We start from the raw sequence: 26,553 nt of genomic DNA, 5'->3' as shown, positions 1-26,553 counted from the left end.
GAGACCCGGGCAGCCGCCCCGCTCGTCCGCGACGCGGACGAGCGGGGCGGCTGCGGCTACTTCTTGACCTCGTTGATGCAGAGCACGAACTGCTTGCCCGAGCTCCGGCGGGAGCCTCGGGTCTGCTCGTGGTAGCCGATGTCCGACTTCCCCTCGCACTTGGAGGTGTCCAGCGTGTCGGGGATCACCGCGACCACCTTGTACGTGGCGTCGGCGCCCCCGCACTTCACTACCTGAAGGTCAGGAGTGACCGTGGACCCGTTGTTCTTGAGGCAGTCCCCGACCTTCGCCTTGTCGGCGTCGTCCCGGCTCAGGAAGTAACCCACCGCGCAGGCGATGAGAGCGAGCACGACACCGATGATCTTGAGGATCTTCATGAAACCCAGGCCCCCGCTCCGCGAGGGCGGCGGTACGGGCGCGGGCCCGCCCCACTGCTGAGGCTGCATCGGCATCTGCTGCTGGGGCGGGTACATCTGCTGCTGCTGGTATCCGGGCGGCGGCCCCGGCTGGGGCGGGTACCCCTGCGGCGGCTGCTGTCCGTACGGGCCGGGCTGGCCGTACGGACCAGGGCCTTGCTGCGGCGGATAAGTCATCTAGGAGTCCCCCGTGGGCGTGTACATGTCCTATTGAGGGGATCACGCTATATCAACGGGCCGCCGCCACCCGCACCGGCGGCGGCGCGGAGAGCCTGCGCCCCGACGGAGCCCCGCCGCTCAGCACCGCCACGGCCTTCGCCGCGCGCGTCAGGCCCGGGAGCCGCTGCCGAGCCGGTCGCGCTGGACCTGGCAGCCGAGGGCGCGGCGCACGGACGCCGATGCGGTGGCGGCCGCCTTCGAGGGGACGTCCAGGCCACGGCTGATCTCGTCGTACGCCTCCCGGTAGCCGCGGGGGAGCTCCGCACGGTGCAGCCGCAGGTCCTCTTCGACGAGCCGCCGCAGGTCGTCGACGTTCTGGGGCGTGAAGCGCCTGCGCCCCCGGGCGATGGCGTTCAGGTACGAGATGCAGTGCGCGGTGCCGGGGAAGGACTCGGAGATCTCCTCGGCAAGGCCCCACAGACGCCCTTCGAGCCATGGGGTGTCGCGTTGGTCGAGGGACAACTCCATCGGGGGCTCCGGGTCGCCCGTCCTGCACTTCGCCACCTGCTTGGACACGGCGGGCTGACTCATCCCGGCGAGCCGGGCGATCTTGTCCTGGGTCCAGCCGAAGCCGGCGAACAGCTTGATCATCTCGGACCGCAGCGCCCGCATCTCCTCGCCCGCGCGGATGATGTCGTTCATTGCGGCGAGCATCCGCCCGGCCTGTTCCTCGGTCAGCGCCTCCGGGTTCCGGGGCGCGCTCTCTTCTCCTGCCACACCTCGGTTGTACACCCGCACACGCCACCACCACAACCAGGTTGTACAACCTGGTTATAGGTAGCCTGACCTGGTCGTTCATTTTCAATATCCCTTGCCCCACCGACGCCGCGACTGGCACCATCCACGCCATGCCCACCTTCACCGCGCACGACGGAACCCTGCTCGCCTATCGCGTACTCGGAGACGGCGATCCGGTCGTCTGCGTCCCCGGAGGTCCCGCGGACTCCCGCTATCTCGGCGACCTCGGCGGTCTGTCCGGACATCGCCGGCTGATCGTCCCGGACCTTCGCGGCACCGGCCGGTCGGCGGTTCCCGAAGACGCCTCCTCCTACCGCTGCGACCGCCTCGCGGAGGACCTCGAGGCCCTGCGGGAACACCTCGGACTCCCCGTGATGGACCTGCTCGCCCACTCCGCCGGCGCGAACATCGCGACGCAGTACACGGCCCGCCGTCCGGGATACGTCCGCAGACTCGCCCTGATCACCCCCGGCGCCCGGGCCGTCGGCATCCCGGTCACCGCAGAGACGCGACGCGCGCTCGCGCGGCTCCGGCGAGGCGAGCCGTGGTTCCCCTCGGCTTTCGCCGCCCTGGAGGCGATCACCGACGGTACGGGCAGCGACTGGGAGGCCATCGCCCCCTTCTTCTACGGCCGCTGGGACGCTCCGGCCGAACGGCACCACGCGGCCGGTCGGCCGGACAACATGGAGGCCGTCGCCCTGTTCGCGGCCGAGGGGGCCTTCGACCCGGAGGGCACGCGTGCGGCGCTCGCCGCCTGCGAGGTCCCGGTCCTGCTGCTCGCCGGGGAGTTCGACCTGAACAGTCCCCCTCCGACGGTCACCGAGTTCGGCTCGCTGTTCCCCGACTCCACGCTCGTCGTGCAGCCGGGAGCGGGTCACTACCCCTGGCTCGACGACGCCGGCCGGTTCGTGGCGGTCACCTCGGCGTTCCTGGGCCTGGGCGGCTGAAACCCGGTCAGGCCACGCCGGCGCGGGACGCGCGTCAGCCGACGTCGAGGACGAGATCCGCCCGGTCGCGGCCCGGGGCGATGAGGCGGGCGTTGGCCTCGTCCGAGCGGGCCACCCAGGCGCGCGCGCCGACCTGGTCCTTGCCGTGGCGCACGTGCCGGTCGACCAGCCGCCGGATCCGCAGGGTGTCGTCGGGGGCGAGGTACCACGCCTCGTCGAGCAGGGGCCGCACCCGCGCCCACTCCCCCGCGTCGTGCAGCAGGTAGTTCCCCTCGGTGATCACCAGGGGTACGGCGGGGCCGACGGCGATGCTTCCGGCGATCGGCTCTTCGAGCCCGCGGTCGAAGGCGGGCGCATAGACCGTACCGCCGTCCGGTTCGCGCAGCCGGTGCAGCAGGGCGGTGTACCCGGCCGCGTCGAAGGTGTCCGGGGCGCCCTTCCGGTCGGCCCGGCCCAGCCGTTCCAGTTCGGCCTGGGCGAAGTGGAACCCGTCCATCGGCACCACGACGGCCAGCGCCGGCCCCAGCGCCGCGGCCAGCCGCTCGGCCAGCGTCGACTTCCCGGCCCCGGGCTGCCCGGCGATCCCGAGAATCCGTCGGCCGCCCCGGTCGGCCCGGCCGGCCAGCGCGCGGGCCCGCGCTACGAGTTCCGTCGTCTCCACGTCCGCATCCTGCCCGACAGCGCGTCCGGGCGTGGCCCCCGCCCGGACCTTGATTCCGTGGTGGCACCCGGCCGTCAGGTTGCCGCCGATCGCGGGAAACGTGCCACACTCCCCGCATGCCGCCTTTCGTGACCATCGCCGCCTACGCCCCGCCCGGTGTCGGCATGCTGGCGGTCGGTGTCGTCGCCGAGGTGTTCGGCGAGCGTGCGGGGCTGCCCCGCTTCGACTTCGCCCTGTGCAGTGACCGGCCCGGGCCGGTGTCCACCGACGTCGGGGTCGCGGTCGCCGTCGAGTACGGCCTGGACCGCATCGCCTCCGCGGATCTGGTGATCGCCCTGCCCTGGGCCGACTTCCGGACGCCGCCCGCACCCGCCGTACTAGAGGCACTGTCCGCCGCCCACGACCGCGGCGCCCTGGTCGCGGCGCACTGCGTCGGAACCTACGCGCTCGCCGCCGCCGGGCTGCTCGACGGGCGGCGGGCCACCACGCACTGGCGGTTCGCCGAACTCCTGGCCCGCCGCCATCCGGAGGTCTCCGTCGACCCCCACGCCCTCTACGTCGACGAGGGCCGCGTCATCACGGGCGCGGGGGCGGCCGCGGGCTTCGACCTCTGCCTGCATCTGCTCAGGCGGGAGCACGGCGCCGCCACGGCCAACGCCATCGCGCGCGACCTCGTGCTGCCCTCGCACCGTGAGGGCGGACAGGCGCAGTACCTCGCCGCGCCCGTCCCCGAGGACTCGCAGGACGAACGCCTCACCGAGGTCCTCGACTGGGCCCGCGAGCACCTCCACGAGCAGCTTCCCGTCGCCGAGCTGGCCCGGCGGGCCGTGATGAGCAAGCGTTCCTTCGCACGCCGTTTCGCGGCCGCGACGGGCACGACCCCCCACGCGTGGCTGGTCAATCTGCGGCTGAGCCGTGCCGAAGAGCTGTTGGAGACCACCGATCTGCCCGTCGAGGAGATCGCCCGCACGGTCGGCTACACGAGCGCCGCCGTCCTGCGCGAGCAGTTCGTGCGCCGCCGCGGGGTCCCGCCCCGCTCCTACCGCCGCTCCTTCACGCGCACCCCGTAGCAGGCCGTTCCCATTGATTCCTGCATGAGCAAGCAGATACCTTGGGGCGATGGAATTGCCCCTGGAATCCGGGGAGTTCACCTCTCCCCCTGCCGATGACGCAGAGGACGACCGCTGGTGCACGGCGGTGCGGCTGCTGGGCCGGATGGAACGTCAGCTCGACGACGTACTGCAACGGCGCCACGCCCTCCCGCTCTCCGAGTACCGGGCCATGTGCGCGTTGAGCCGACCGGAGAGCGGCGGTGCACTGAGAATGGGCGAACTGGCCGAGCGCATCGGGATGAAGGACAGCTCGACCACCCGCCTGATCGCCCGACTGGAGGCCCAGGGACTGGCCGAACGTACCCCCGGCACCGGCGACGGCCGCGCGGTGACCGCCGCCGTCACCGACGCCGGGCGGGAACGCTACGCGGCGGCGACGTCCACCTACCGGGCCGCCCTGGGCGCCGAACTCGACGCGGCCCGGGCCAACGTCCATCTCGCCGACCTCGCCAACTGGGTCCGTAACGGAGAGACCCCTCCGCTGCCCGACCACGGGAGTTCTCCTGGCAACAGTGACCGACCACTATGAGGACCTGATCGCCGACCAGTGCACCGCCGGGGACACCGGTCGCCCACGATGCCACGGGCGCGCGGGGTATGCGCGTGCTCCACGCCCGTAAGCAGTGAGGGGCCCGCACCCGCATCGCCCGGCCTCACGACCACACACCCACACGACCGCATGACCACACGGCCTCAGCGGGTCGGTCAGGAATGGAGCAACACGTGGACAGCATCAGCCGTACCGCGCTGGTCGAGGACCTGATGGGGCGCTTCCCGCACGTCCCGCGGGAAGCCGTGATCAAAGAGGACCTCCTGCGCGGCGGCATGGCCTTCGACGAGTCCGCGCTCAGCGGCACCGCCGACGGGGCGTCCGGCGACGTCAAGCCGAAGTCGTACTTCATCTTCTCCTTCGACCACCGCACGCTGCCGGAGCTCGGTGCGGCCGCGCTGAACCGGCCGCCCGAGGAGATCGTGCTCACGGGAGGCCCGTACGAGCTGCGCCGCACCGTGGTGTCCGTACGGGTGAATCCGGACTCCCCGTACGTCGTGCGGGGCGGCGAGGACGGCACGCTCGGCCTGTACCTGGACGGCGTACGGATCGCGGACGTCGGGCTGCCGCCGATGCCGGAGTACTACCGGCACACGCTGTCGAACGGCAAGTCGGTGATGGAGGTGGCGCCGACCATCCAGTGGGGCTACCTCGTCTACCTGACGGTCTTCCGGGTGTGCCAGTACTTCGGGGCGAAGGAGGAGTGCCAGTTCTGCGACATCAACCACAACTGGCGCCAGCACAAGGCGGCCGGACGGCCCTACACCGGGGTGAAGCCGGTGGAGGAGGTGCTGGAGGCCCTGGAGATCATCGACCGTTACGACACCGCCGGTACCTCCCGCGCCTACACCCTCACGGGCGGATCGATCACCTCCCAGGTCGCCGGCCGCGACGAAGCCGACTTCTACGGTCATTACGCGAAGGCCATCGAGGAGCGGTTCCCGGGCCGCTGGATCGGCAAGGTCGTCGCCCAGGCGCTGCCGCGCGAGGACGTGCAGCGTTTCCACGACTACGGCATCCGGATCTACCACCCCAACTTCGAGGTGTGGGACCGCCGGCTGTTCCAGTTGCACTGCCCGGGCAAGGAACGCTACGTCGGCCGCGACGAATGGCACCGCAGGATCCTGGACTCCACCGAGGTGTTCGGTCCGCGCAACGTGATCCCCAACTTCGTGGCGGGCATCGAGATGGCCGAGCCCTTCGGCTTCACGAAGGTGAGCGAGGCGATCGAGTCGACCGCCGAGGGCCTGCGGTTCTTCATGTCGAACGGGGTCGTTCCGCGCTTCACGACCTGGTGCCCGGAGCCGACGACGCCACTGGGCAAGGCCAATCCCCAAGGCGCACCGCTCGAATACCACATCCGGCTGCTGGAGACCTACCGGGCGACCCTCGAGGAGTACGGCCTCAGCTCCCCGCCCGGCTACGGCCCGGCCGGTCCCGGCCGTGCGGTGTTCTCGGTCAGCTCGTTCATGGACAGCCTGGAGGGGCTCGAGGGCACGGTGTCCTGACCTGCCCCCGGGAATGACCAACTTGTTTCGGCCAGAACCCTTGTTGTCTGGCTGAAACTAGTGCCATGCTGTGACGGCGGTGATCTCCTCCGCTCCCCCGTGGAGAGGTCCACGGCCCCGCCCAAGCCCCCGCTGGGCGGGGCCGGCCGCGCCCACGGCGTGCCGGCGGCCTCTGGCGCCAACTCCCCCTGAACCTGGTCGGCTTCGCGAACCCCGAGCGCCGTCGTCACACTGCATGATGGTGGGCGGCTTCAACGACCGGCAGCCCGGAACCCCTACGCTCCGACCCCGCAAGGACGGCACGCACGCGGTGGCCGTCGAGCTGCCGAGCGAGCGGACCCATTCCTTCCGGTACCTGGCCGCCGGCGACTACTGGTTCAACGACGAGACCGCCGGCGACCAGGACGGCCCCCGCAGCCGCCTGCGCACCTGATCCCTCAGGCCGGACCCCGGCGCAGCTCCGGCAGCAGCGACGTGAGGTGGCGGGCGGTGTCGCGCGCCCGGCGCGGTACGCGGTGGCCGTGCACCACGAGCCGGGCCGCATGCCCCATCGCGCGCAGCGCGCGCATCGAGCCGACGGCCGGTACGGCGCCCATCAGCGTCGACATGGCCGTGTCGGCCTCGCGCCAGTCGCCGGCCCGGGCCAGGACCCTGGCCAGTTCGGCGGCGAACAGCACACGGTAGGCGGGGCCGTCGTCGTCGGCGTGTGCCGCGCCGTGGAGGAGCGCGGCCGCCGTGTCCGGTTCCCCCAGTGCGGCCAGCGCCAGTCCGTGGTGGCCGTCGAGTTCACGCTGGTCGAACCACCAGGCCCAGGCGGGGTCCCGGTCCGTGGGACCGTCCGCCAGCAGCTGGGCGGCGGTGCGCAGGGACCACAGGGCCTCCGGCCCACGCCCCATGCGGGCCAGGGCGCGGCCGGCGCGGACCTGGAAGATCGCCTCCACGCGACCCGGAAGGTCCTCGCGGGCCAGGACCGACGAGGCGATCCGCAGCGAACGCGCGGGACGGCCGAGGTGTTCCTCCTGCATGCCGAGTACGGCCAGGATCAGCGGTTCCACGGGGGCCGGGGCCGTTCCGTCCCGGCCGCCACGGGCCAGTCGCAGTGCCCGGACGTGGAGGCGGTACGAGACGTCGTGCTGCTCGGCGTCGAAGGTGATCCAGGCGGCGACCTGGAACAGCTCGGCGAGCGCGGCCCGCTCCGCGTCACTGCGCGCGGGGCCCCGGCCGACGGTGCGCACGGCGTCCAGCGCCGCTCCCGCCGCCCACCGGGCCCCGGCGGTCACGTCGAGGGCCACGAGCCTCTCGGTCGCGGCCGCCACCTCGGTCACCGGTAATTCCGGCACGTCCAGCCCCCGTCCAGCACGGTCCACGGCCCGGTTCGCCTCCGGACCCCGGACCAGCATGCTGCACAAGTCCGGTGCCTCCAACGGGATTCACCCGGTCCTCGGCCGGACGAGGGCGGCGAGGGCGGCCCCGCCCGCGAGGGCCAGGGCGGCTGTCACCCGCAGGACCGCCTCGACAGCGGACCCGTCGGCGGCCGCGTCGGCGGCGGAGTCGCTGACCGCTTCGAGTGCGGTGGCCGCCACGGCGACCGCCACGGCGCCGACCAGCACCAACGAGGTGAGGACGAAGCCGGAGGCCGCCGCGAGGCGGGAGGCGGGGACGTAGGACTGGGTCGCCACCTGGGTCAGCGCCCATCCCAGGCCCACCCCGATGCCGACGAGGGCGAAGACCGCCGTATACAGGGCCAGGGGTGTGGCCCAGGTGAGGGCGAACAGGCTGACTCCGCTCAGCAGCATCCCGGCCGCCATGAGCGATTCGGGCCGCCACCGCCGGGCCAGCGCCCCCGACCAGTAGCTGGCGGCTCCGGCACCACCGGACAGCGCGAGGAACACCAGCCCCGACTCCAGGGGCGAGAGCCCCCGGGCCTGCTGCAGGTACAGCGCGGACAACACGGCGACCAGGCAGTACACGACGTTGGACACGGAACCGGCGGCCGTGACGAGGACGAACGGGCCGTTACGCAGCAACCCGAGGTCCAGCAGGGGCTCGTCCGTGCGGCGCTCGATCACGGCGAAGGCTGCCAGCAGCGCGGCGCCACCGGTCAGACAGAGCAGGGTGGGCGGGGAGGCCCACCCCCAGTGCGCGCCCTGGTCCACCGCGAGCATGATGCCGGTGATACCTCCTGCGAGCGTGACGACGCCGGGGATGTCGAGCCCGCGCACCGCCTGCTCGTCACGCGTCTCCGTCACGAAGCGCAGCATCAGCGCGGCTGCCAGGACGCAGACGGGCACGTTCAGCAGGAAGACGGCGCGCCAGCTCACGTGCTCGGCGAACGCACCGCCCACGAAGGGTCCCAGCGCGATCCCGACGGCACTGAACGCGAGCACCGTGGCCACCGCCCTGCCCTGGCGGTCGTCCCGGAAGTACGCGGTGACGACGGCGACGGCCACCGGGAAGACGAACGCCGCTGCGGCGCCCTGTACGACCCGGCCGGCGGTCAGCCATCCCACGTTCTGGGCGGCGCTGCACACCACGGACAGCACGGCGAAGCCCACCAGCCCCCACACGAGCACCCGGCGCCTGCCCAGCAGGTCCGCGGCCCGGCCGCCGACGATCATCAGCGCGCCCAGCGCCAGCATGTAGCCGCTCACCAGCCACTGCAGGTCGGTCGCCGGTGTGCCGAACTCGTCGGCGATCACCGGAAGCATCAGGTTGAGGGCGAACCAGTCCATCTCCACGAGCAGCATGGCAAGGGCTGCCGCGGCGATCACAGCGCGCTCCCGCGTGGTGAAGAGGCCCGGGCTTGCCTTGGTCACGGAGGTCACGATGGCCCGTCCGTTCGGTGCGGCACGTATTCATGGTCCCCCGCGTCCGCCGTTTCGGCACCGGGTGAGCAAAAGGAGCGTGCGGCTGCCTTCCGTGTCAGCGTGGTGGAGCACGAACCCCTTCCACACGCATCCAAGGAGTCACTTCATGGGCGATAGCAAGGCCAAGCGCCAGGAGCCGGGCAAGGGCCGCGAGGAGCAGAAGCGCATGATGCGCCCCGGCCAGGACCCGGTCCACCCCGAGCCGAGCCGACCGTCCTCCGGCGAGCAGGGCCCCGGTGGCAAGGGCCCCGACGAGATGAGCCGTCGGCGCGAGGAAGACCGGATGCGCGACAAGGACGACATGAACGACGAGGAGCTCTGACCGGAGCTCCCGTCGCCCACGCACGCAGCCGCCCGGCCGGACCGCGATCACCCGGCCGGGCCGCGGTCACCCGGCCGGGCCGCCGCCGCTGTCACCGGACCGCGCCCCGTCTAAATCCCCGTCGGGATCGGCCTGCGAGGAGAAGAGCGGAGCCACCTCCTGCCGGGCCAGGACCTGCCGGAACCAGCGGCGCCAGCGAGGCCGTGGCCGACGCCTCTCCCGGGGGGCCGTGCGGGGCTGCCGCCGATTTGCAAAGAGCCCGTATCCGGTGTTGGTTCGAAGTAGGTGCGTACGTGGTTTCCGTCTCCCCTCGGTCTGGGGGTGCACCACCGTGTTCTTCGCCGATCGCGCGGACGCCGGCCGGCGTCTGGCCTCAGTGCTCCGGCACCTGGCGCAGGAGGGCCCCGTCGTCCTGGGCCTGCCGCGCGGCGGGGTCCCGGTGGCCTTCCAGGTGGCGCAGGCCCTCGGAGCCCCGCTCGATGTGACCGTGGTCCGCAAGCTCGGGGTGCCGTACCACCGCGAGCTGGGGTTCGGCGCCATCGGCGAGGGAGGCGTGCGGGTCATCAGCGAGGACATCGTGGCCATGGCCCGGGTCCGCAGGGAGGACCTGGCCGCGGTCGAGCACGCCGAGGAGGCGGAGCTCGCACGGCAGGCCGGGCGGTTCCGCGCAGGCCGGACCCGGGTGCCGGTCGACGGCCGGACGGTGATCGTCGTCGACGACGGGATCGCGACCGGCGCCACGGCCGCGGCAGCCTGCCAGGTGGTACGGGAGATGGGCGCGGCGCGCGTGGTGCTGGCCGTACCGGTGGCGCCACCGGACGCGGTCGCCTGGCTGCGCACCGTGGCGGACGAGGTCGTGTGCCTGTCCACGCCCCGTGGGTTCTCCGCGGTCGGCGAGTGGTACCAGGACTTCTCCCAGACCCCCGACGAGGAGGTCGTCTCCCTGCTGGCCCGCGCGGCGGACCGCTCCGCGCCCCGCGAGGCGGAGGTGGTGGTGGACGCCGACGGCGTCGCTCTGGCCGGTGACCTCGTCCTGCCGCCGGACGCCGGGGCGGTCGTCGTCTTCGCCCACGGCTCCGGGAGCAGCCGCCACAGCCCGCGCAACCGGTCGGTGGCGGAGGCCCTGCGGCAGGCTGGCCTGGGCACCCTGCTCTTCGACCTGCTCACGCCGCAGGAGGAGGCCGACCGGGCGAACGTCTTCGACATCGAGACCTTGGCCCGGCGGCTGACGGAGACCACGGCCTGGCTACGGCGCCGTGAACACGCCCTTCCCATCGGCTACTTCGGGGCGAGCACCGGGGCCGCCGCCGCGCTGTGGGCCGCGTCCGCCCGCGCCGGCGCCGACGCGGGCGCGGGCACCAGCCCGGACGTGGGCGCCGTGGTCTCCCGCGGCGGCCGTCCGGACCTCGCCGGGCCACGGCTCGCCGGCGTACGGGCGCCGACCCTCCTCATCGTGGGCGGCCGCGACACGACGGTGCTCGACCTCAACCGGCAGGCCCAGGCTCAGCTGCGCTGCGAGAACCGCCTGGAGATCGTCCCCGGCGCCACACACCTCTTCGAGGAGCCGGGAACGCTGGACGCGGTGGCGGGCCTCGCCCGCGACTGGTTCACGACGCACCTGATGCGACGGGCCGGGTAGGCCCCGGCGCGGGCCGTGGTGCGCCCGCCCCTGTCGCCCGGCGGGCGACAGGGGCGGGCAGGTCCGCGCCACCGTCCCCCGAACGGCGGCGCGGACCGGATCAGGAGCAGGACGTGAAGGTCGGGCTGGTGTTGGCGATGTAGAGCGTCGCACCGCCGGCCGGGTCGTCCTTGACCGGGACGGTGATGGTGTCGTCGGCCTTCCAGGGGAATCCTCGCGCGTCGAAGGTCCAGGAACCGGTCACCTTCTTCGCCAGCACGGACAGGGTCACCCACCCGTACTGCGCGGGCGGGACGGACACCTGGATCGCGTCACCGACGCTCGTGGAGCCCTGCCAGACGTTGGTGAACGACAGGCTGGAGCTGACCCGCGTCATCAGTGCCGGGGCCGCGCCCGCGCTGAGGTCCGCCGACAGCTGGGTCGTGATGCCGCTCTGCCAGCCGGTGGTCTTGGTCACCGAGAAGGACTGGGCGACCGGCGAGCCGGAGTTGTTGTACCAGACGGCGGAGGCGCAGACCTTCGGCAGGGGCGCGGCCGGGGCCTCGCTCTTCACCGCCCAGGAGCAGCTCGAAGGGTCCTTCTGGCAGGCCCGGGCGCCGTGGTCCACGGCCAGGTTGAGCGCGGCGGCCGAGTTCGTGCTCCAGCGCTGGTTGATACCGGCGTGGCAGTTGGACTTCCCGGTCCACGCGTCGTCGTACTGGGCGTTGCCCACGAGGTCGAGGCAGGAGTTGTCGCTCTCGTTGCGGATCATGAATGCGGTGGTGGAGCCGGCCACGGGCTGGAAGTACCACTTCTGGCTCTTCTGGCCGCGGCAGGTCTGCTGCCGCAGTGCGGGCCAGCTGAGGTCGATGCACTTGCCCGTGGTGCCGTTGACGATGGTGAAGCTGTAGTCCGCCGGGTCGACGTTCAGGTTCCAGGACTGGTGGTAGCCGGGAGCGGAGTTGGTGACGATGTAGGCCCCGTCGTCGCGCGAACCGTTCTGTACGTCGAGCTGGCGGCCGTTGCTGACGGACTTGAGGCTCACGCACTGGAGCGGGGAGCCGCAGGTCTCGTCCGCGTGGGCCGTGGCCGACGCCAAGGGGGAGGCCATGATGCCCAGGGCGACGCAGCACGTCGCCAGGGCCGCGGCGAGCATGCGCAGGAACGCCGTCGAGCGTTCCCGCACGGGGGCCGGGGTCGAGGTCATGGGTGGGACCTTTCTTGTCGGACGGGAAGGGGTGACCTGGCTGACCGGAGTGACCGGGCCGGCCGGGTCGTGGCGGACCGTCATGCGGCCGCGCCGGCGGCGAACGCCGCCTCCAGGCGCGGTACGTAGTCCACGAGGTCCTGGCTCCAGCAGCCGCTGGTGTGGCCGCCTTGGCAGCTGTCGCCCCAACCGGAGCCGTTGCCGTAGTTCACGTAGTGGTACGGGAATCCGAGGGCGTCCAGGCGCACCTTGGTGTGCCGCGCCGCCGACTCGGCCCAGAACTCGAAGTCGGCGGGGTTGCTGTTGCCGGTGCCGGTGTAGACGGCGATGCCCATGCCGTCCAGGGCTGCCATGTGCGCGATGGGATCCGCCGCGTTCCAGCGCCAGTCGGCGTCGAACACCGGATACGGGGTGCCGAAGACGGCGTCGCTGGAGACCGCGGGCCCGAATTCGAGGTTGCAGGCGGATGCGGAGCTGGAACCGCACAGCGGGGCACCGACGTTGGTCAGAGTGGCGACGACGGCCGCGCGGATGACAGCGTGGTTCCTGGACAGGTCGTTGGCGCCGGAGAGGGTGGCGACCTGGCTGAACAGGCCGGGGTGACGCTGGGCGTAGTGCAGGGCCCCGAATCCGCCCATGGAGAGGCCCGCGACGGCCCGTCCCTGCTTGCCGGTGACGGTGCGCAGGTTGGCGTCGATGAAGGGGATCACCTGGTTGATGTGGAAGTTCTCCCAGTTCTGCGCCCCCGCGGCGGTCTTCTGGTCGAGCCAGTTGGCGTACCAGCCGCGGCGGCCCCCGTCCGGAATGACCGTGATCATCGACTGGGCGGCCGTGAGCGCGGGGTAGGCCAGTGCGGGGTTGCCGGGGTCGTCCGACGCACCGTGCAGGAAGTAGAGGACCGGGTAGCGCCTGGCGGGGTCGGCCGCGTAGTCGGCGGGCAGCAGGATCCGGATGCGGTGCTCGCCCGCGACCTCGGGTGTGGAGACGGTGACCACGAAGTTGGTCGCGGTACCGGTCGCGGCGGAGACCTGGGTCAGGCCGGACCCGTCCGTCATCGCGGGCGGGCCTTGAGGGTCGGCGTGGACGGGCGGCGTGCCCGGCAGGAGCACGGCGGTCACCAGGGCGAAGACCGCCGCCGCCGCGCGCAGCAGCCGGGCGGATAAGAGCGGTCTCGTCGGGGATGTTCCGGGCGAGTTGTGGGCCATGGGCCGAGTGTGGACCAGACGCCGTGCCGATTTGGAGTCTAGTTCTAGAAAATTTTTCCGCTTCTCATGGCCGGAACCAGGTCGGTCAGAGGCCCGCGACGCCTACGGCGGGGACCCCGGGGCCGTGACCCCGGGGCCGGGGCCACGAGCAAGAGCTCACGCCTCCGGCCCCGGTGCCGGCGCCTACTGCTTGTTCTTCGCCAGGTCTTCCTGGAACAGCTTCTCGCAGGCCGGGCCGGTGTCCGTGGCAATGAACGAGACCATCAGCATGGCGCCCGCCTTGCCGTGGTGGCTGGCCTTCATGCTCCAGCCGCTCTTGTCCAGCGTCTTGACGACCGAGATCTGCTGGTCGAGCGTGCGCGATTCCTTCCATCCGCCCTTGGTCAGGGCGGCGACCGTGTCGTCGTAGGACTTCTTGGAGTCGGCGGCCTTCTTGGTGTCCGCGACCCAGGAGACCATGCAGGACTTCAGGGCCGCCGGGACGTCGTCCCCGGCCTTCTCGGCGAATCCGGCTGCCGTGGCCGCGCCCTCGATCTCCTTCTTCACCGCTGCGGCGTCCAGGGCGCCGGACGACCCCGCCTTGGCCGGGGCGGAGGAGCCCGACGCGGGAGCTGCTCCCTCCTTGGCCTTGTCCGAACCGCCTTCACTGCCACAACCCGCAACCAGCAGCACCGCACCGGCAGCCGCGGCCGCCCACCTCGCCTTGCGCACTTCATCCCATTCCCGTGTGCACGGGGCCCGTTGCCCTCGTGATCAAGGCAGCAGTCTGCCACGAGACGTGCGTCCGACCCGGCCGCACGGAGCGGGCACAGCGGGCTGCGGGACGGGTACGGGCCGTACACGGGCGGGTGCGCGGCATTCCGGAGCGGCGCATGCGTCGGCAGAAACGGGGCAGGAGCCGAATGTGAGATGGGAGAAAACATCATGATCGTCCTTGGCGTCATCCTGCTGATCATCGGTTTCCTGACCGGTATCTCCATCCTCTGGACCATCGGGGTCATCCTGCTCGTCGTCGGCGTCGTCCTGTGGATTCTGGGAGCCGTCGGCCACTCGGTCGGAGGCAGGCGCCACTACTACTAGCAGCGCCGCTCCTCCCCCGCCGACCGGCGCACCTGCCGCACGGCCCCGTCAGGGCCGTGCGGCAGGTGCGCCGGTGCGGGCGCGGAGCTCAGCCAGCCCGCGGCGGGTGGCGGCCAGCACGACCCGGTCCTCGGGCTTGAGGATGTAACCGGGGTGCAGGTCCCACACCAGCCCCTGGCTGGGGTCCGCTCCCTCGCGGGGGAGGGACGCCAGGTCGGGGCGGCGGTCTTCGGGAGAGGCGGTGTCGAGGGCGATCACCCGCCAGGCACCCGGGCGGAAGGACTCGGTGATCGTCCGGCCTTCAAGTTGCGGGTGGCCCGCCACGTCGACGACGGCGAAGAGCAGCACCCGGCGTTCCACCGCTATGGCTCCGAGGATCTGCCGGCCCATCATCGCCCCGGCGAAGGCGGGCGCGGCGAGATGGGTGACGCTGCGGCTGCGGGTGAGGGCGTCGGGGTGGGCGACGCGCAGGGTGCGGTAGACGGCCGTCGCGAAGTCGTCCTCGTACAGGCGCATGACGACCCGGAGGTCGGGTGTGACCCCGCGGGCGTACAGGGCGGCTTCCAGGTTGGTGGTGTCCGAGCTGGTGAGGGCGAGCAGCGCGTGCGCACGATGGACGCGGGCGGCCTCCAGTACGCCCTCGTCGGTGACGTCGCCGACGACCACCGGCACCCGCAGGCGGCGGGCGAGTGCCACGCCTCGGGCCTGCGGGTCCGACTCCACGCACACCACCGGGATCTCGAGTTCGCGCAGCCGCGCCAGCACCCGGGCGCCGATCTTGCCCAGCCCCAGCAGCACCACGTGCCCGGACAGCCCGCGGGGCGGCCGGCGCAGAACGGTGGCCGTGCGGAACGCCCCCAGCGCCTCGAGCGCGGCCGCCACGAGCACCGGCAGGAGGAGCAGGCCGACGAATCCGGCCAGGATCTGCAGCACCTGCCGCTGCGCGGGGGCCCCGACCGCTGGATCGTTGATCGCGAAGATGTCGAGGAGGGTGATGTACGCGGCGTGCAGGGGGTGGTCGCCCGTGGTCAGCCAGGACGCCACGGCGAGTGCGGTCACGGCCGCCACGATGCCGCCCAGCGACCAGCGCAGCCGCCGGGAGAACAGCGAGGCCACCGGCAGCGATGCCGCTCCGAGCCGTGGCGCCGCCTGCGCCGGGCCCGTGTGGGCCACCGCTTCCAGGGCCACGGTGCCGCGTCCCGTGGCGGCCGCCACCGCGCGGTCGTCGGGCAGGAGTTGGAGCCCGCGTTCACCGCCGAGTACGGAACTCTCGCTGCCGGCCGGGTCGGTGGCGGTCGCGGACAGCAACGCGAGGGTGCACAGGCCCGGATCGGCGGTCTCGCCCCTGCCCGGAGGCATCCGCTCGACCGCCCGCAGCAGCAGACCGTCCGCCTGGACGACCTTGCTCGTCCCCGCGACCGCGCTCGCGGCCAGGGCGGGCGCGGCCGTGTCGGCGTCGGACAGCACGGTCGTGGCGGAGTCCCGCTCGCGCGGATCGAGCCCCGGTTCGGCGACGATGGCCGCCTGGTCCAGGAGGTCCTCCAGGTGCTGGCCGAGCTTGCGGTTGTAGAGCCGGATCACCAGCCGGAGCGTCGGGTTGAGCCGCCGGGCCACGAGGGCGGCCCGTACGTTCCTGTCGTCGTCCTCGTAGACGAGCGCCAGCGCGGCGGCGCCGGCCACCCCTGCGGCGGACAGCACCTCCTCGTCCGGCTCCGCCGCCTCCACGACCTGCGGCCCCTCCGCGGCCGGCTCCCCCGCCGGCGCGCGCAGCGCCCTGGCCGACGGGACGCGTCCCCAGCGCCCCCGCCACGCGGGCCGGCCGACGGCGAGCGGCGGCTCGCTCGCGGTCGGCACCACCAGCGTCACCCGCTCCCCGTACACCTCGCCGAGCTCGGCCGCCAGCCTGCGGGCCAGCCCGTCGTCACCGCACACCACCATCCGGCCTGCGGTGGCCGGGACTTGAAGAACCTGCTGCGGAATCTGCACCGGCTCAGAATGCCCTGCGCCCCCGTCACCGACCCCGTCGGCCCCGCCCCGAGCCGGCCCCGGCGCCGATCACCGGTACCGGCTCAGGGCGGTGGTGAACCAGGTGAACACCGGGGCGAGGCCTGGCGACACCGGCCAGCCGTTGATCGTGGCGATGAGCTCCCAGTAGCGTCCGGTGCGCGGGTCGGCGGCGGTCTCCAGGCGAGCCAGGAGCCAGCGACGCAGGTCACCGTCGTCAGCACGCTCGAACGCGTGGGCGTACAGCGCGGCCAGGGAGTCCGTGATCGGCACCGCCTCGGCGGAGGTGGGGAGGACACCGGCCGCGAGGGCCTCGTCCATCCGTTCGCGGACCGCTTCGTTGAGTTCGTGGTGCAGGCCGCCGGTGTCGCCCTGGGAGTGCTCTTCCGCCTGGTACGCGGCCATCCGGCGGACGGCCTCACGGAAGCCGGTGTCCTGGCAGAGTTCGGCGAGTTCCACCCAGGCCTCGACATGTTCGGGCGTGGGGTCCTCGGGGAGTACGGGCATGGCCGATCGCATCAGGGCCACGAATTCGGGGTTGGCGTCGAAGCCGCCGAAGGTGTCGTCGACGAAGTCGGTGACCAGCCGGTGCCGTTCCGCTTCCGAGAGGGCGGCAAGTCGGTGCATGAGCTTCAACTCCATGGTGGTGGCGCCGCGTCGGGCGACTGCACGCAGTACAGCCCGGCGCAGGCGAAGGGTCTGGATCTGTACGTCCAGGGCGTCGGCATGGGCCCGCGCGACGTCCGGTACGGAGACCTCCCGGTCCAGTACCTTCCGTACGGTGCCCAGGTCGAGCCCGAGTTCGCGCAGCGTCCGGGCCAGGTCCAGCCGGGCCGACGCGTCGGCGTCGTACAGCCGGTAGCCCGCCGGGCTCCGGTCGGTCGGCGGCACGATCCCCTCGTCGGAGTAGAACCGGACGGTCTTCACCGTCAGGCCGGTCCGCCGGGCCAGTTCCCCGATGGAGTAGAGCGCGTCGCTGTCCATGCCCCCACCTTTTCGTCTCCCCCTACGGGAGACTCAACCCCTCACGCCTTGTGACCTCCACGGTTGCAGATCCGCGCAACTCCTGGACCCCGGCGCCCACGGGCCTCACTTCCACGCGGCGCGCAGTGCGTCACCGTGGGCGGCGAGCCAGGTGCGGAAGTCCTGGAGCGCGGGATTGAGGTCGCGGACGGCGGTGAGGTCGCGGGCCGCGGTGAAGCGCGCCTCGCAGTCGGCGTAGAACTGGAACATGTTCCCCGCCTCGTCGGCGCCCGGGAAGCCCAGCGCCCGGAAGGCGTCCGCCGTGACGGACTGGTACCGAACGGGCTCGCCGATGGCCTGCGAGAGCGCCGACGCCATGTCGGCGACCTTGAGGTGTTCGCCGGCGATGCTCACGGTGGCGGCGATGAGGTCGGTGTCGCGCTTGAACACGGCCAGGGCGGTCTTGCCGATGTCGTCCACCGCGATGCCGGAGAGCCTGCTCTCCCCCATCGGGAGCACCAACTGGAGCACGCCGTCCTCCGCCCGCTGCGGGGCGAACGTGCCGATCAGGTTCTCCCAGTAGAACGTGGTGCGCAGGAAGGTCGTCGGTACGCCCTCCTCGGCGAAGTAGTGGTCGGCCTCCGCCTTGCCGTCGAAGTGCGGCACCTTGTAGCGCTCCTGGAGCGTGGGCATCCGTGCGTCCTCCAGCGGGATGCAGTCGCGCGTGTCCTCCAGGGTGGACCAGATCGCGTGCTGGACCCCGGCGTGCGAGGCGGCCCGGGCGAGCGCCAGCGCCTGGGCCTTCTCCCGCTCTGCGGACATGTGCTCCCAGAAGTTGGTGACCAGGTAGGCGCCGTACGCGTGCTCGAAGGCGGGGGCCAGGCTCGCCTCGTCGTCCATGTCGGCCTGGACCACCTCCACCCCGAGCCGCTCCAGCTCCCGGGCCTTCTCGGAGTCCGTATGACGGGTCACCGCCCGGATCGCGAACTCGCTCTCCCGGTCCGCCAGGATCGCCCGCACCAGGCCACCGCCCTGCGAGCCGGTCGCGCCGAACACCGTGATCGTCTTCTTCTCGCCCATGACCCTCTTCTTCGCACACTCTCCGCTTCCGGATCGTCACGCCACGCTGATCCGGCGGCGTGACCCCGTAACCTCGGGCGTGGCGGATCGTTTCTCTGGGTGTCGCAGATACACACCCGCGTCCCCCGCGGTGTACGCGGCCCAGGGCCCGGGGAATCCATCACCCCCGGGCCCTCGGTCATGCCATGGCCTCCCGCACGGTCGCGGCCACGCGGTCGGAGTGGGGGCCACTGACGGTGATCCGGGCGAAGGGCGACGGCGGCGACAGCTCGACGAGGACGACGTCCGGATGCGTGCGCCGGATCGCCACGAAGTCCTCGCCCGTGGCGTGCCGCCACCTCCCCAGGCACAGCGCGCCGGGAATGAGCGTGCCCTGCGCCCGCACGCCGCGCAGGGCGCGCCACCAGTCCGGCGTGACCTCCACGTGGGTCAGACTCGTCAGCGGGACGCGTACGTCACCGCGTCGGGCCGCCGGCCTCTCCCACCACGCAAGGCGGACCACCAGATCGTCGCCGTCGACGCACAGCCGTGCCATGTCACACCCCTTCCGGTCGAGGATCTGGTCCGCCTACCCGGAGTATGCCCATTTACAGGGATACCGGCGCACCTTCCGGGGCCCCGGAAAATGCCATGCCCTCGGCCGGACGGCTCACTACACTCGCCGTACGCGCCGCCGGCAGGGCGGCGTCGTACGCCTCATGCCGAGTGAAGAGAAGGGGAGCCGGGCCATGTGCACCAACCGCACCGCAGCCGCCGTCGCTCCCCCGTCCCGGTACGACGTGATCCCGGTGTCTCACGGCGCGCGGTGCCGGCTGCGCGGCCGTCACCGTATGCCCGTGACGCACTGTTAGTTTCCTTCCCCTTCCCCCCGCTTCCCTTACGACGCCTCCCCGGACCGTGTGCCGGGCAGGGCGGCGGCGCAGCCGCGCGGGGCGGAGCGGGGCGGGACCGCGTCCGGGAATCGCGCTGCCCTCTTCCTCATCTTCGAATCATTCGAAAGGCCTCGGGCCATGCGCACCAACCGGCGACCTCTCGCCACGACTTCCCCCGCCACCACCACCGTCCGCAACTTGGGCATCCTCGCCCACGTCGACGCCGGCAAGACCACGATCACCGAACGCATCCTGTTCACGACCGGTGCCATCCACAAGCGTGGCGAGGTGCACGACGGCACGACCGTCACCGACTTCGACGCCCAGGAACGCGACCGCGGTATCACCATCTTCGCCGCGGCCGTCAGCTGCACCTGGGACGGACATCGCGTCAACCTGATCGACACCCCGGGCCACGTCGACTTCTCCGACGAGGTCGAACGGTCCCTGCGGGTGCTGGACGGGGCGGTCGCGGTGTTCGACGCCGTCGCCGGGGTCGAGCCGCAGAGCGAGTCGGTGTGGCGGCAGGCGGACCGGCACGGTGTGCCGCGGATCGCCTTCGTCAACAAGCTGGACCGGGCGGGCGCCGACCTCGACACGGCCGTCGCCTCGATCCGGGAGCGGCTGGGCGCGGTTCCCCTTGTGGTCCAGCTGCCCATCGGGACGGAGGACGCCTTCACCGGCGTCGTCGACCTGCTGGAAATGCGCTCGCTGCTCTGGCGCTCCGGCCACGACTCGTACGAGACGGGGCCGGTGCCCGAGCCGCTGCGTGAGGAGGCACAGCGGCGCCGCCGACTCCTGGAGGAGACGGTGGCCGAGCTCCACGCGGACGCCCTGGAGGAGTTCTGCGCGACATCGGCACTGACCGGGCAGACCCTGGCCCGCGCCCTGCGGGAGCTGACGCTCCGTGGGGACGGCGTGGTGGTGCTGTGCGGTTCGGCGTACCGCAACCGCGGTGTCGAGCCGCTGCTGGACGCGGTCCTGGCGTACCTGCCGTCGCCCGCGGACATGCCGCCGGTACGCGGCACTGCCGACGGCGCGGAGCAGGAGCGCGCACCCGATCCGGCGGAGCCGTTCGCGGCCCTCGCCTTCAAGGTGACGGCGACACCGACCGGGCGGCTCACCTACCTGCGCGTCTACTCGGGCACGCTCCGCAAGGGCGAGTCCGTGCTGGACGCCGGTACGGGCCGTACGGAGCGGGTCGGCCGGATCCTGCGGGTGCAGGCCGACCGCCACGAGGAGCGGGAGGAGGCGGTCGCCGGTGACATCGTCGCGGTGATCGGGCTGAAGGCCGCCCGGGCGGGCACGACCCTGTGCGCGCCGGGCGCGCCCGTGGTCCTCGAACCGCCCACGGTGGCCGATCCGGTGGTGTCGGTGGCGGTCGAGGCCGGCCGCAGCTCCGACACCGGACGCCTCTCGGCCGCGCTGGCGCGGCTCGCCGAGGAGGATCCCTCCCTGGTGGTGCGGTCCGACCCGGAAACCGGGCAGACCGTGCTGTCCGGGATGGGCGAACTCCATCTGGAGGTCGCGGTGGAGAAGATCCGCAGCGGCCACGGGGTGGAGGTCGTCGTCGGGCGGCCGCAGGTCTCCTACCGGGAGACCGTCGTACGCGGGGTGACCGGGCTGGTCCACCGGCATGTCAAACAGGAGGGTGGCGCGGGCCAGTTCGCGCACGTCGTCATCGATGTCGAGCCGCTGGAGGAGGTGGGCTTCGAGTTCCGGTCGACGGTCGTCGGCGGCCGCGTGCCGCAGGAGTACGCGCGCGCCGTGGAGGCGGGCTGCCGGGACGCCCTCGCGGAGGGCCCCCTCGGGGGCTTCCCGGTGACGGGGCTCCGGGTCACGCTCACCGACGGGGCGACCCACTCCAAGGACTCCTCTGACATGGCGTTCCGGGCGGCGGGCCGGTTCGCGCTGCGCGAGGCGCTGCGCGTCAGCACGGTGGAGCTGCTGGAGCCGGTCGTGGAGGTCACGGTGACCGTCCCGCAGGACGGTGTGGGCGGAGTCCTCGGTGACCTCGCGGCCCGCCGCGGACGGGTCAGCGGATCCACCTCCGGGTCCGGCACCGCGGTGATCAGCGCGACCGTGCCACTGGCCGAGCTGTTCGGCTACGCGTCCCGGCTGCGCGGCCGCACCCAGGGCCGGGGGGCCTTCACCACCCGCCCGGCCGGCCTCTCGCCGGTCCCGGCCTCGGTCGCGGCGGCCCTGCTGACCCGGTAACCGCCGGACCGGCCGCCCCGCCCCCCCCCACCACGGGGGGGGCGGGGCGGTCCGGGGCCTCGCACGGCCCGGGCCCTAAGCGGCCTCGGGGAAGTGGGGCACGTCCCCGCGCCTCCCCCAGCTACCGCTGGGAGGTGCCCCCAGGCACGGCACCTCGCCGCGTTGTCGCAGTACCCGAGTACGTCCAGTACAAGGGACGTCCAGTACAAGGGACGTCCGCACTGCTCCGCCTTGCGATGCACCGCACCGGACGACGCGGAAACGCACCCCACTTCCCCGAGGCCGCTTAGGCTGCACCTCTGGTGGTATCCGCAGACAGGCAAGGTGCACATGTTCGAGTCGCCGCAGGACAATCCGTACCCCGACAGCCACGTCCTCGGTGAGGGCCCCGATCCGCACCCGCTGCTGCGGCCCGTACTGCCCCTGCTGGGGCGCTGGCACGGTCGCGGCCGCGGTGAGTACCCGACCCTGGAGCAGGACTTCCGGTACGAGCAGGAGATCACCTTCAGCCACGACGGCCGCCCCTTCCTGCGCTACGAGGCACGCGCGTGGCTGATCGACGAGTCCGGGACCCCGGTCCGCCCGGCGGGGCGCGAGGCCGGGTGGTGGCGGGTGACGCCCGACGCGTCCCTGGAAGTCGTGCTCGCCCACCCCACCGGCATCGTCGAGACGTACGTGGGGCGGGTGTCCGCCACGGAGATCGAGATCGAGACCAAGGACGTGGCGCTGACGCCCCTGGCCAAGGAGGTCACCGGCACGCGGCGCCACTACGCGCTGCAGGGCGAGGAGATGACGGTCACTCACGACATGGCGGCCGTGGGCCAACCCCTCCAGCACCACCTGACGACCCACCTGCGCCGGCGCCCGTCCTCTTCCTGACCACCCGGATGCCCGGCGCTGTCCGAGCGTGGTCCGCTCCCCTCTCTCGCATAGTCGTGGCATCGGAGAGGGAGGGTCGACGGTGCATGTGGGACGACGGGCCGCGACGGGCGGCGGGCGCGGGCCCGCGGCCGCCGACGGCGCTGCTCGGCAGCGAGATCCGCCGGCTGCCCACCGCCCGCAGGGTCGTGGCCCTCACCTTCAACGCCGCATGGGACGAGAGCGGGATCGACACCGTCCTGGGCGAACTGCGGCGCCGGAAGGTGCCGGCCACGTTCTTCCCGACCGGCCGCTTCGCCGATGCCCACCCCGCGGCGGTGCGCGCCATGGCGGCGTCGCACGGCCTGGGCAACCACTCGTACAGCCACCCCTACTTCGCCGACCTGAGCGCCGCGGACCGGGCGGACGAGGTGCGCCGCGCCGACGCGGCGATCCGCAGGGCATCCGGGGCCGAGCCCCTGCCCCTCTTCCGCTTCCCCTACAGCGCGACCACCGCGGACTGCGTGGCCGACGTCAACGACCTCGGCTACGCGGCCATCGAGTTCACCCAGGACACCAAGGGGTATCTCGGCCCGGCGGGCGGCATGACCGTGGACGAGGCGGTGGCGCGGGCCGTGGACGCCCTCTGCCCCGGCGCGATCATCCAGATGCACGTGGGCAGTACCGGCGACGGCGTCGTCATCGACGCCCAGGCGCTGCCCCGGATCATCGAGGCGGCCCAGGACGACGAGTACGAGATCATCGACCTCCGTCGGTTCCTCACGGAGGCGGCCGCCCCCTGACGGTGAACACGCCGTCGTTCAGGGGTCATTCACCGGCAGCGCGTCGCGTGAGGGCCCGGCTTCCCGCCGCGATGGCGAGGGCGGCGACGATCAGGGCCGCCGCGACCGCGAACGTGATCCGCATACCGGTGGCAACGGCCTCGGGGCGTCCCGTCGCCACGTCGGTGGTCGCCGAGGCGAACGCGAACACGGCGCCCATGACCGAGGCGCCGGTGATGAGCCCGAGATTGCGCGACAGGTTGAGCATGCCGGAGACGACACCCCGCCGGTCCGGGCGGACATCCGCCATGACGGCCGTGTTGTTGGCCGTCTGGAACACCGCGTAGCCGGCGGTGACGACCGCGAGGGGGGCCACGTAGCCGAGGACGCCGAGCGTCGCCGGGATCACGGACAGCAGCAGGCAGCCGGCCGTCATGGCGGTGAGCCCGGCGAGGGTCATGCGCACCGCACCGAAACGGTCCGCGATGCGGCCGGCCGGCACACCGGTCAGCGCGGCCACCAGCGGGCCGGCGGACAGGACGAGCCCGACCATGGCCTCGCCGAGGCCCAGCGTTCGGGAGAGGTAGAACGGCCCGACCACCAGCGTCGCCATCATCACCGTCGAAACGAGCGTGCTCGTGGCGAGGCTCGCGCTCAGCGCCGGCTCACGGAGGACCGCCGGCCGGATCAGCGGTGACGCGGCTCGCGCCTCGACGCGTACGAAGAGACCCGCTCCCAGGGCGGCAGCCAGCAGCAGAGCCGTGTTGAGCGGGCCGAAACCGCCGCGCCCCAGGGTCATGGCGAGTGCGTAGGCCGCGAGCGTCAGGGCGAGCAGCAGCGTGCCCAGGTGGTCGAAGCCCGCCCGGTCCTTCTTGGGATCCCGCCCGTCGACGGGCAGGTGGCGGTGGGCGAGGAGCAGGGTCAGGATGCCGAGCGGCGCGTTCACGAGGAAGATCGCCCGCCAGCCGGGGCCGGAGATCAGGGCGCCGCCCAGCGAGGGACCGAGGGCGGTACCGATCGCGGACATCGTCCCGAGCAGCCCCATGGCGCTGCCGGTCCTCGCCTTCGGCACCGTCTCGCCGACGAAGGCCATGGTGAGGGCCATCATGACGGCCGCTCCGAGGCCCTGCACCGCGCGGGCGACGATCAGCCACCACAGGGTGGGCGCGAGACCGCACAGCACCGAGGCGGCCGTGAACAGGGATATCCCGGCCAGCAGAAGCCGCCGGCGGCCGACGATGTCGCCGAGGCGTCCGACGCTGACGATGAGGGTGGTGATGGCGAGGAGGTAGGCGAGGACGATCCACTGGACCTGCTGGAAGGAGGCGGTGAACACCTGCGCCAGGGTCGGCAGGCCGACGTTGGCGATGCTGGTGCCGAGCGAGGACAGCAGCATGGACAGGGAGAGTCCGGCGAGCGCCCACCGAACGGCGGGCGTCCCCGGGGTACTTGCGGCTGCGGCCTCCTCCTTTCGTACGCTGCGGATGTGGTCGGTGCTGTGGCGGCCGTGGCCGGAATCGCTGTGTGGGCTCATGCGCAGGAGGGTGCGCCCGCCGGACGGTGGCGGCAAACTTTGTTGCCGATTCCGGGACGGCGGAGTGGAATGCCCCCATGGACACACCACCGCCGTACCAGGCGGTCCTCGACGAGGTCGCCCCCCGGCTCAAGCGGCTGCGCGCCCAGCGCGGGCTCACCCTGGCCGCGCTCTCCGAGGCGACCGGCATCTCCAAGAGCACCCTTTCCCGGCTGGAATCCGGTCAGCGCCGCCCGAGCCTGGAACTGCTGCTGCCGCTCGCAGGCGCCTACCACGTACCCCTGGACGACCTCGTCGGTGCCCCCGAGGTGGGGGATCCCCGGGTCAGGCTGACACCCGGCACCCTGCCGAGGGGCGGTACGTTCCTCCCCCTCACCCGGAGCACGGGCCCCCTCCAGGCATACAAGATGATCATCAATGACCGGGGCGGCGAGCCGGAACTCCGTGCGCACGAGGGCTACGAGTGGCTGTACGTGCTGGACGGCCGGCTGCGCATCGTCCTCGCCGAGCACGACCTGGTCCTCGGCCCCGGTGAGGCCGCCGAGTTCGACACCCGGGTGCCCCACTGGTTCAGCAGCGCGGACGGGCGGCCCGTCGAGATCCTCAGCCTCTTCGGGAGACAGGGCGAGCGCATGCACGTCCGCGCCAAGCCCCGCGCCTGACACCCCGGCATCCGGACCGGATCGAGCCGCTCATTCTTCGTCAGCAGCCTCCGGGGCGGCGCCCTGCTGCGCCCCGGCGCGTCGGGCGACCACCGCGGCGGCAGCGATCGCGCTGGCCGCGAAGGCCAGCGCGACCGTCCACCGCCGGTCGAAGCAGTGTCCGGTGGCGTGGTCGACGGAGTAGCGGCCCGGTCCGGCGAGGCCGACGGCGGCCGCGGTGAACCCGAGGAACGCGGGGTACTCGAACCCGCCGCCCTGGTTGAAGAACCCGGCGGGCGCGTGTACGGACACGGCGCCCGCCATTGCTCCGGCCGCCGCGGCGCCGGCAGCCGGCGTGGCCAGACCCAGGACCAGCAGCGCCCCACCGCCGGCCTCACCCAGACCGGCCGCGATCGCGCTCTCCCGCCCGGGCCTGAAACCCATGTGCTCCATCGCGGCCGCCGTTCCCTCCAGACCCGCGCCGCCGAACCACCCGAAGAGCTTCTGCGTGCCGTGCGCCATCAGCACCGCGCCGGTACCGGCCCGCAGCGCCAGCAGGCCAAGGTCACGTCGGTTGATGCGGCTCATCGGGGGTCTCCTCGCGGATGGGTGGCTGCGCACACGGCGCACACGGCGATACGCACCCCATCCGTATCCGCTCCGGGCGCCACCGCCCCCGCATCCGCCCTGAGATCCTCCGTACGGGCCTACGGGCCCGCCTACCATGTGCGCATGAGCGCAAGCACGCACCTGGCAGGTGCAGAGAGCTCGCAGGAGCAGGATCAGGGCGAGCGCCTCGCGGTCGCCGTGTCCGTCCTCGCGCTGCTCGCCGACGCCACCCGTCTGGCGCTGCTGGACGAGCTCGGGCGCGGCGAGGCCGATGTCGGCACGCTCACCGAGGCCTGCGGGGCCGCCCGGCCCTCCGTGAGCCAGCACCTCGCCAAGCTCCGCCTCGCCGGGCTCGTCACCAGCCGCAAGGACGGCCGCCGCGTGGTCTACGCCCTGCGCCACGGGCATCTGCGGCGTCTGGTGGACGAGGCCCTGAGCGTCGCCGACCACCAGCTGCGCTCCCTTCCGCCGCACGACTGACCGCACGGCCGGACGCACGACCGGCTCGCCGACCGACCGCGCGCCGGTCCCGTAACCGACATG

27 protein-coding genes are annotated in these 26,553 nt (G+C 72.5%); 13 read left to right on the top strand and 14 right to left on the bottom strand.

What is annotated here, in order from left to right; translation table 11 throughout:
- Nucleotides 1-56: 56 nt before the first annotated feature.
- A complete protein-coding gene (locus OG737_RS30655; protein ID WP_328929444.1) occupies nucleotides 57-593 on the bottom strand; it encodes a hypothetical protein in 537 nt (178 codons plus the stop codon).
- Nucleotides 594-743: 150 nt separating this feature from the next.
- Complete coding sequence (locus tag OG737_RS30650) at nucleotides 744-1,352, bottom strand: sigma-70 family RNA polymerase sigma factor (RefSeq protein WP_328929443.1); 609 nt, start codon at nucleotides 1,350-1,352, stop codon at nucleotides 744-746.
- A 131-nt stretch (nucleotides 1,353-1,483) separates the two neighbouring features.
- Between OG737_RS30650 and OG737_RS30645 the strand changes: the two genes are divergently transcribed.
- Nucleotides 1,484-2,320, top strand: coding sequence for an alpha/beta hydrolase (locus OG737_RS30645; protein WP_328929442.1), 837 nt, complete (start codon nucleotides 1,484-1,486; stop codon nucleotides 2,318-2,320).
- Between the two features lie 34 nt (nucleotides 2,321-2,354).
- Here the strand turns inward: OG737_RS30645 and OG737_RS30640 are convergent, their stop codons facing one another.
- Complete coding sequence (locus tag OG737_RS30640) at nucleotides 2,355-2,981, bottom strand: nucleoside/nucleotide kinase family protein (protein WP_405922232.1); 627 nt, start codon at nucleotides 2,979-2,981, stop codon at nucleotides 2,355-2,357.
- Nucleotides 2,982-3,097: 116 nt separating this feature from the next.
- Between OG737_RS30640 and OG737_RS30635 the strand changes: the two genes are divergently transcribed.
- The 4 genes from OG737_RS30635 (at nucleotide 3,098) to OG737_RS30620 (ending at nucleotide 6,584) form a co-directional block, all read left to right on the top strand.
- A complete protein-coding gene (locus tag OG737_RS30635) occupies nucleotides 3,098-4,051 on the top strand; it encodes a helix-turn-helix domain-containing protein (RefSeq protein ID WP_328929440.1) in 954 nt (317 codons plus the stop codon).
- Nucleotides 4,052-4,100: 49 nt separating this feature from the next.
- Nucleotides 4,101-4,622: a MarR family transcriptional regulator gene (locus OG737_RS30630; RefSeq protein ID WP_328929439.1), complete on the top strand. Its 522-nt coding sequence runs from the start codon at nucleotides 4,101-4,103 to the stop codon at nucleotides 4,620-4,622.
- Nucleotides 4,623-4,816: 194 nt separating this feature from the next.
- On the top strand, nucleotides 4,817-6,151 hold the full coding sequence (locus tag OG737_RS30625; protein WP_405676877.1) for a radical SAM protein: 1,335 nt from the start codon (nucleotides 4,817-4,819) through the stop codon (nucleotides 6,149-6,151).
- A gap of 241 nt (nucleotides 6,152-6,392) precedes the next feature.
- Nucleotides 6,393-6,584: a hypothetical protein gene (locus tag OG737_RS30620; protein WP_405922231.1), complete on the top strand. Its 192-nt coding sequence runs from the start codon at nucleotides 6,393-6,395 to the stop codon at nucleotides 6,582-6,584.
- A gap of 4 nt (nucleotides 6,585-6,588) precedes the next feature.
- Here the strand turns inward: OG737_RS30620 and OG737_RS30615 are convergent, their stop codons facing one another.
- Nucleotides 6,589-7,518 carry a hypothetical protein gene (locus tag OG737_RS30615; protein ID WP_405676880.1) on the bottom strand — a complete coding sequence of 310 codons (930 nt, stop codon included), beginning with the start codon at nucleotides 7,516-7,518 and terminating at the stop codon, nucleotides 6,589-6,591.
- A 63-nt stretch (nucleotides 7,519-7,581) separates the two neighbouring features.
- Nucleotides 7,582-8,967 (bottom strand): MFS transporter, encoded by a 1,386-nt coding sequence (locus OG737_RS30610; RefSeq protein WP_405922230.1) that lies wholly within the window; start codon nucleotides 8,965-8,967, stop codon nucleotides 7,582-7,584.
- A 157-nt stretch (nucleotides 8,968-9,124) separates the two neighbouring features.
- Here OG737_RS30610 and OG737_RS30605 point away from each other — a divergent pair, with 157 nt between their 5' ends.
- Together OG737_RS30605 and OG737_RS30600 are read left to right on the top strand one after the other, a co-directional pair.
- Complete coding sequence (locus OG737_RS30605; protein WP_328929434.1) at nucleotides 9,125-9,340, top strand: hypothetical protein; 216 nt, start codon at nucleotides 9,125-9,127, stop codon at nucleotides 9,338-9,340.
- Nucleotides 9,341-9,671: 331 nt separating this feature from the next.
- On the top strand, nucleotides 9,672-10,979 hold the full coding sequence (locus OG737_RS30600) for a phosphoribosyltransferase family protein (RefSeq protein ID WP_328929433.1): 1,308 nt from the start codon (nucleotides 9,672-9,674) through the stop codon (nucleotides 10,977-10,979).
- 100 nt (nucleotides 10,980-11,079) lie between these two features.
- Here the strand turns inward: OG737_RS30600 and OG737_RS30595 are convergent, their stop codons facing one another.
- From OG737_RS30595 to OG737_RS30585, 3 genes are all read right to left on the bottom strand, one after another.
- Nucleotides 11,080-12,165, bottom strand: a complete 1,086-nt coding sequence (locus tag OG737_RS30595; RefSeq protein ID WP_328929432.1) for an RICIN domain-containing protein — start codon at nucleotides 12,163-12,165, stop codon at nucleotides 11,080-11,082.
- A gap of 80 nt (nucleotides 12,166-12,245) precedes the next feature.
- On the bottom strand, nucleotides 12,246-13,370 hold the full coding sequence (locus OG737_RS30590) for an alpha/beta hydrolase (RefSeq protein ID WP_405922229.1): 1,125 nt from the start codon (nucleotides 13,368-13,370) through the stop codon (nucleotides 12,246-12,248).
- Between the two features lie 183 nt (nucleotides 13,371-13,553).
- Nucleotides 13,554-14,081, bottom strand: a complete 528-nt coding sequence (locus tag OG737_RS30585; RefSeq protein ID WP_328929430.1) for a hypothetical protein — start codon at nucleotides 14,079-14,081, stop codon at nucleotides 13,554-13,556.
- A 213-nt stretch (nucleotides 14,082-14,294) separates the two neighbouring features.
- On the opposite strand from OG737_RS30585, the gene OG737_RS30580 reads away from it, so the two are divergent.
- Nucleotides 14,295-14,450 carry a DUF6131 family protein gene (locus tag OG737_RS30580; protein ID WP_328930528.1) on the top strand — a complete coding sequence of 52 codons (156 nt, stop codon included), beginning with the start codon at nucleotides 14,295-14,297 and terminating at the stop codon, nucleotides 14,448-14,450.
- Between the two features lie 48 nt (nucleotides 14,451-14,498).
- Here OG737_RS30580 and OG737_RS30575 read toward each other — a convergent pair whose 3' ends face one another.
- The 4 genes from OG737_RS30575 to OG737_RS30560 all read right to left on the bottom strand — a co-directional run bounded on the left by OG737_RS30575 (nucleotide 14,499) and on the right by OG737_RS30560 (nucleotide 19,032).
- Nucleotides 14,499-16,388, bottom strand: coding sequence for a potassium channel family protein (locus OG737_RS30575; protein WP_405922460.1), 1,890 nt, complete (start codon nucleotides 16,386-16,388; stop codon nucleotides 14,499-14,501).
- Between the two features lie 117 nt (nucleotides 16,389-16,505).
- Nucleotides 16,506-17,438 carry a MerR family transcriptional regulator gene (locus OG737_RS30570; RefSeq protein WP_328929429.1) on the bottom strand — a complete coding sequence of 311 codons (933 nt, stop codon included), beginning with the start codon at nucleotides 17,436-17,438 and terminating at the stop codon, nucleotides 16,506-16,508.
- A 105-nt stretch (nucleotides 17,439-17,543) separates the two neighbouring features.
- The gene (locus OG737_RS30565) at nucleotides 17,544-18,497 is read right to left on the bottom strand and encodes an NmrA/HSCARG family protein (protein WP_328929428.1); all 954 of its coding nucleotides are present in this window, start codon (nucleotides 18,495-18,497) and stop codon (nucleotides 17,544-17,546) included.
- 178 nt (nucleotides 18,498-18,675) lie between these two features.
- The gene (locus OG737_RS30560) at nucleotides 18,676-19,032 is read right to left on the bottom strand and encodes a hypothetical protein (protein WP_405922228.1); all 357 of its coding nucleotides are present in this window, start codon (nucleotides 19,030-19,032) and stop codon (nucleotides 18,676-18,678) included.
- Nucleotides 19,033-19,507: 475 nt separating this feature from the next.
- Here OG737_RS30560 and fusA point away from each other — a divergent pair, with 475 nt between their 5' ends.
- From fusA to OG737_RS30545, 3 genes are all read left to right on the top strand, one after another.
- Complete coding sequence (gene fusA, locus OG737_RS30555) at nucleotides 19,508-21,586, top strand: elongation factor G (RefSeq protein ID WP_328929426.1); 2,079 nt, start codon at nucleotides 19,508-19,510, stop codon at nucleotides 21,584-21,586.
- A gap of 330 nt (nucleotides 21,587-21,916) precedes the next feature.
- Nucleotides 21,917-22,465 (top strand): FABP family protein, encoded by a 549-nt coding sequence (locus OG737_RS30550; protein ID WP_328929425.1) that lies wholly within the window; start codon nucleotides 21,917-21,919, stop codon nucleotides 22,463-22,465.
- Between the two features lie 86 nt (nucleotides 22,466-22,551).
- Nucleotides 22,552-23,247 carry a polysaccharide deacetylase family protein gene (locus OG737_RS30545; protein WP_405922227.1) on the top strand — a complete coding sequence of 232 codons (696 nt, stop codon included), beginning with the start codon at nucleotides 22,552-22,554 and terminating at the stop codon, nucleotides 23,245-23,247.
- A 25-nt stretch (nucleotides 23,248-23,272) separates the two neighbouring features.
- Here the strand turns inward: OG737_RS30545 and OG737_RS30540 are convergent, their stop codons facing one another.
- The gene (locus OG737_RS30540; RefSeq protein ID WP_405922226.1) at nucleotides 23,273-24,760 is read right to left on the bottom strand and encodes an MFS transporter; all 1,488 of its coding nucleotides are present in this window, start codon (nucleotides 24,758-24,760) and stop codon (nucleotides 23,273-23,275) included.
- Between the two features lie 77 nt (nucleotides 24,761-24,837).
- Here OG737_RS30540 and OG737_RS30535 point away from each other — a divergent pair, with 77 nt between their 5' ends.
- Entirely contained in the window at nucleotides 24,838-25,422 is a 585-nt protein-coding gene (locus tag OG737_RS30535) for an XRE family transcriptional regulator (RefSeq protein ID WP_328929422.1), read from the top strand.
- 30 nt (nucleotides 25,423-25,452) lie between these two features.
- Here OG737_RS30535 and OG737_RS30530 read toward each other — a convergent pair whose 3' ends face one another.
- On the bottom strand, nucleotides 25,453-25,989 hold the full coding sequence (locus OG737_RS30530; protein ID WP_328929421.1) for a DoxX family protein: 537 nt from the start codon (nucleotides 25,987-25,989) through the stop codon (nucleotides 25,453-25,455).
- Between the two features lie 144 nt (nucleotides 25,990-26,133).
- On the opposite strand from OG737_RS30530, the gene OG737_RS30525 reads away from it, so the two are divergent.
- Nucleotides 26,134-26,490 (top strand): metalloregulator ArsR/SmtB family transcription factor, encoded by a 357-nt coding sequence (locus OG737_RS30525; RefSeq protein ID WP_328929420.1) that lies wholly within the window; start codon nucleotides 26,134-26,136, stop codon nucleotides 26,488-26,490.
- The last annotated feature ends 63 nt before the right edge of the window (nucleotides 26,491-26,553 follow it).

The organism is Streptomyces sp. NBC_00122 (genome assembly GCF_045160845.1).
Classification (GTDB): Bacteria; Actinomycetota; Actinomycetes; order Streptomycetales; family Streptomycetaceae; genus Streptomyces.
The sequence above is the reverse complement of the archived record's forward strand: the minus strand, read 5'-3'. Positions and strand labels throughout refer to the sequence as shown.

What these genes read in the sequence shown, in the direction of transcription:
- OG737_RS30655 (WP_328929444.1), bottom strand. Translation starts at nt 593, where the DNA reads ATGACTTATCCGCCGCAGCAAGGCCCTGGTCCGTACGGCCAGCCCGGC.
- OG737_RS30645 (WP_328929442.1), top strand. Translation starts at nt 1,484, where the DNA reads ATGCCCACCTTCACCGCGCACGACGGAACCCTGCTCGCCTATCGCGTA.
- OG737_RS30635 (WP_328929440.1), top strand. Translation starts at nt 3,098, where the DNA reads ATGCCGCCTTTCGTGACCATCGCCGCCTACGCCCCGCCCGGTGTCGGC.
- OG737_RS30630 (WP_328929439.1), top strand. Translation starts at nt 4,101, where the DNA reads ATGGAATTGCCCCTGGAATCCGGGGAGTTCACCTCTCCCCCTGCCGAT.
- OG737_RS30605 (WP_328929434.1), top strand. Translation starts at nt 9,125, where the DNA reads ATGGGCGATAGCAAGGCCAAGCGCCAGGAGCCGGGCAAGGGCCGCGAG.
- OG737_RS30595 (WP_328929432.1), bottom strand. Translation starts at nt 12,165, where the DNA reads ATGACCTCGACCCCGGCCCCCGTGCGGGAACGCTCGACGGCGTTCCTG.
- OG737_RS30590 (WP_405922229.1), bottom strand. Translation starts at nt 13,370, where the DNA reads ATGGCCCACAACTCGCCCGGAACATCCCCGACGAGACCGCTCTTATCC.
- OG737_RS30580 (WP_328930528.1), top strand. Translation starts at nt 14,295, where the DNA reads ATGATCGTCCTTGGCGTCATCCTGCTGATCATCGGTTTCCTGACCGGT.
- OG737_RS30575 (WP_405922460.1), bottom strand. Translation starts at nt 16,388, where the DNA reads ATGGTGGTGTGCGGTGACGACGGGCTGGCCCGCAGGCTGGCGGCCGAG.
- OG737_RS30570 (WP_328929429.1), bottom strand. Translation starts at nt 17,438, where the DNA reads ATGGACAGCGACGCGCTCTACTCCATCGGGGAACTGGCCCGGCGGACC.
- OG737_RS30565 (WP_328929428.1), bottom strand. Translation starts at nt 18,497, where the DNA reads ATGGGCGAGAAGAAGACGATCACGGTGTTCGGCGCGACCGGCTCGCAG.
- OG737_RS30560 (WP_405922228.1), bottom strand. Translation starts at nt 19,032, where the DNA reads ATGGCACGGCTGTGCGTCGACGGCGACGATCTGGTGGTCCGCCTTGCG.
- fusA (WP_328929426.1), top strand. Translation starts at nt 19,508, where the DNA reads ATGCGCACCAACCGGCGACCTCTCGCCACGACTTCCCCCGCCACCACC.
- OG737_RS30550 (WP_328929425.1), top strand. Translation starts at nt 21,917, where the DNA reads ATGTTCGAGTCGCCGCAGGACAATCCGTACCCCGACAGCCACGTCCTC.
- OG737_RS30545 (WP_405922227.1), top strand. Translation starts at nt 22,552, where the DNA reads ATGTGGGACGACGGGCCGCGACGGGCGGCGGGCGCGGGCCCGCGGCCG.
- OG737_RS30540 (WP_405922226.1), bottom strand. Translation starts at nt 24,760, where the DNA reads ATGAGCCCACACAGCGATTCCGGCCACGGCCGCCACAGCACCGACCAC.
- OG737_RS30535 (WP_328929422.1), top strand. Translation starts at nt 24,838, where the DNA reads ATGGACACACCACCGCCGTACCAGGCGGTCCTCGACGAGGTCGCCCCC.
- OG737_RS30530 (WP_328929421.1), bottom strand. Translation starts at nt 25,989, where the DNA reads ATGAGCCGCATCAACCGACGTGACCTTGGCCTGCTGGCGCTGCGGGCC.
- OG737_RS30525 (WP_328929420.1), top strand. Translation starts at nt 26,134, where the DNA reads ATGAGCGCAAGCACGCACCTGGCAGGTGCAGAGAGCTCGCAGGAGCAG.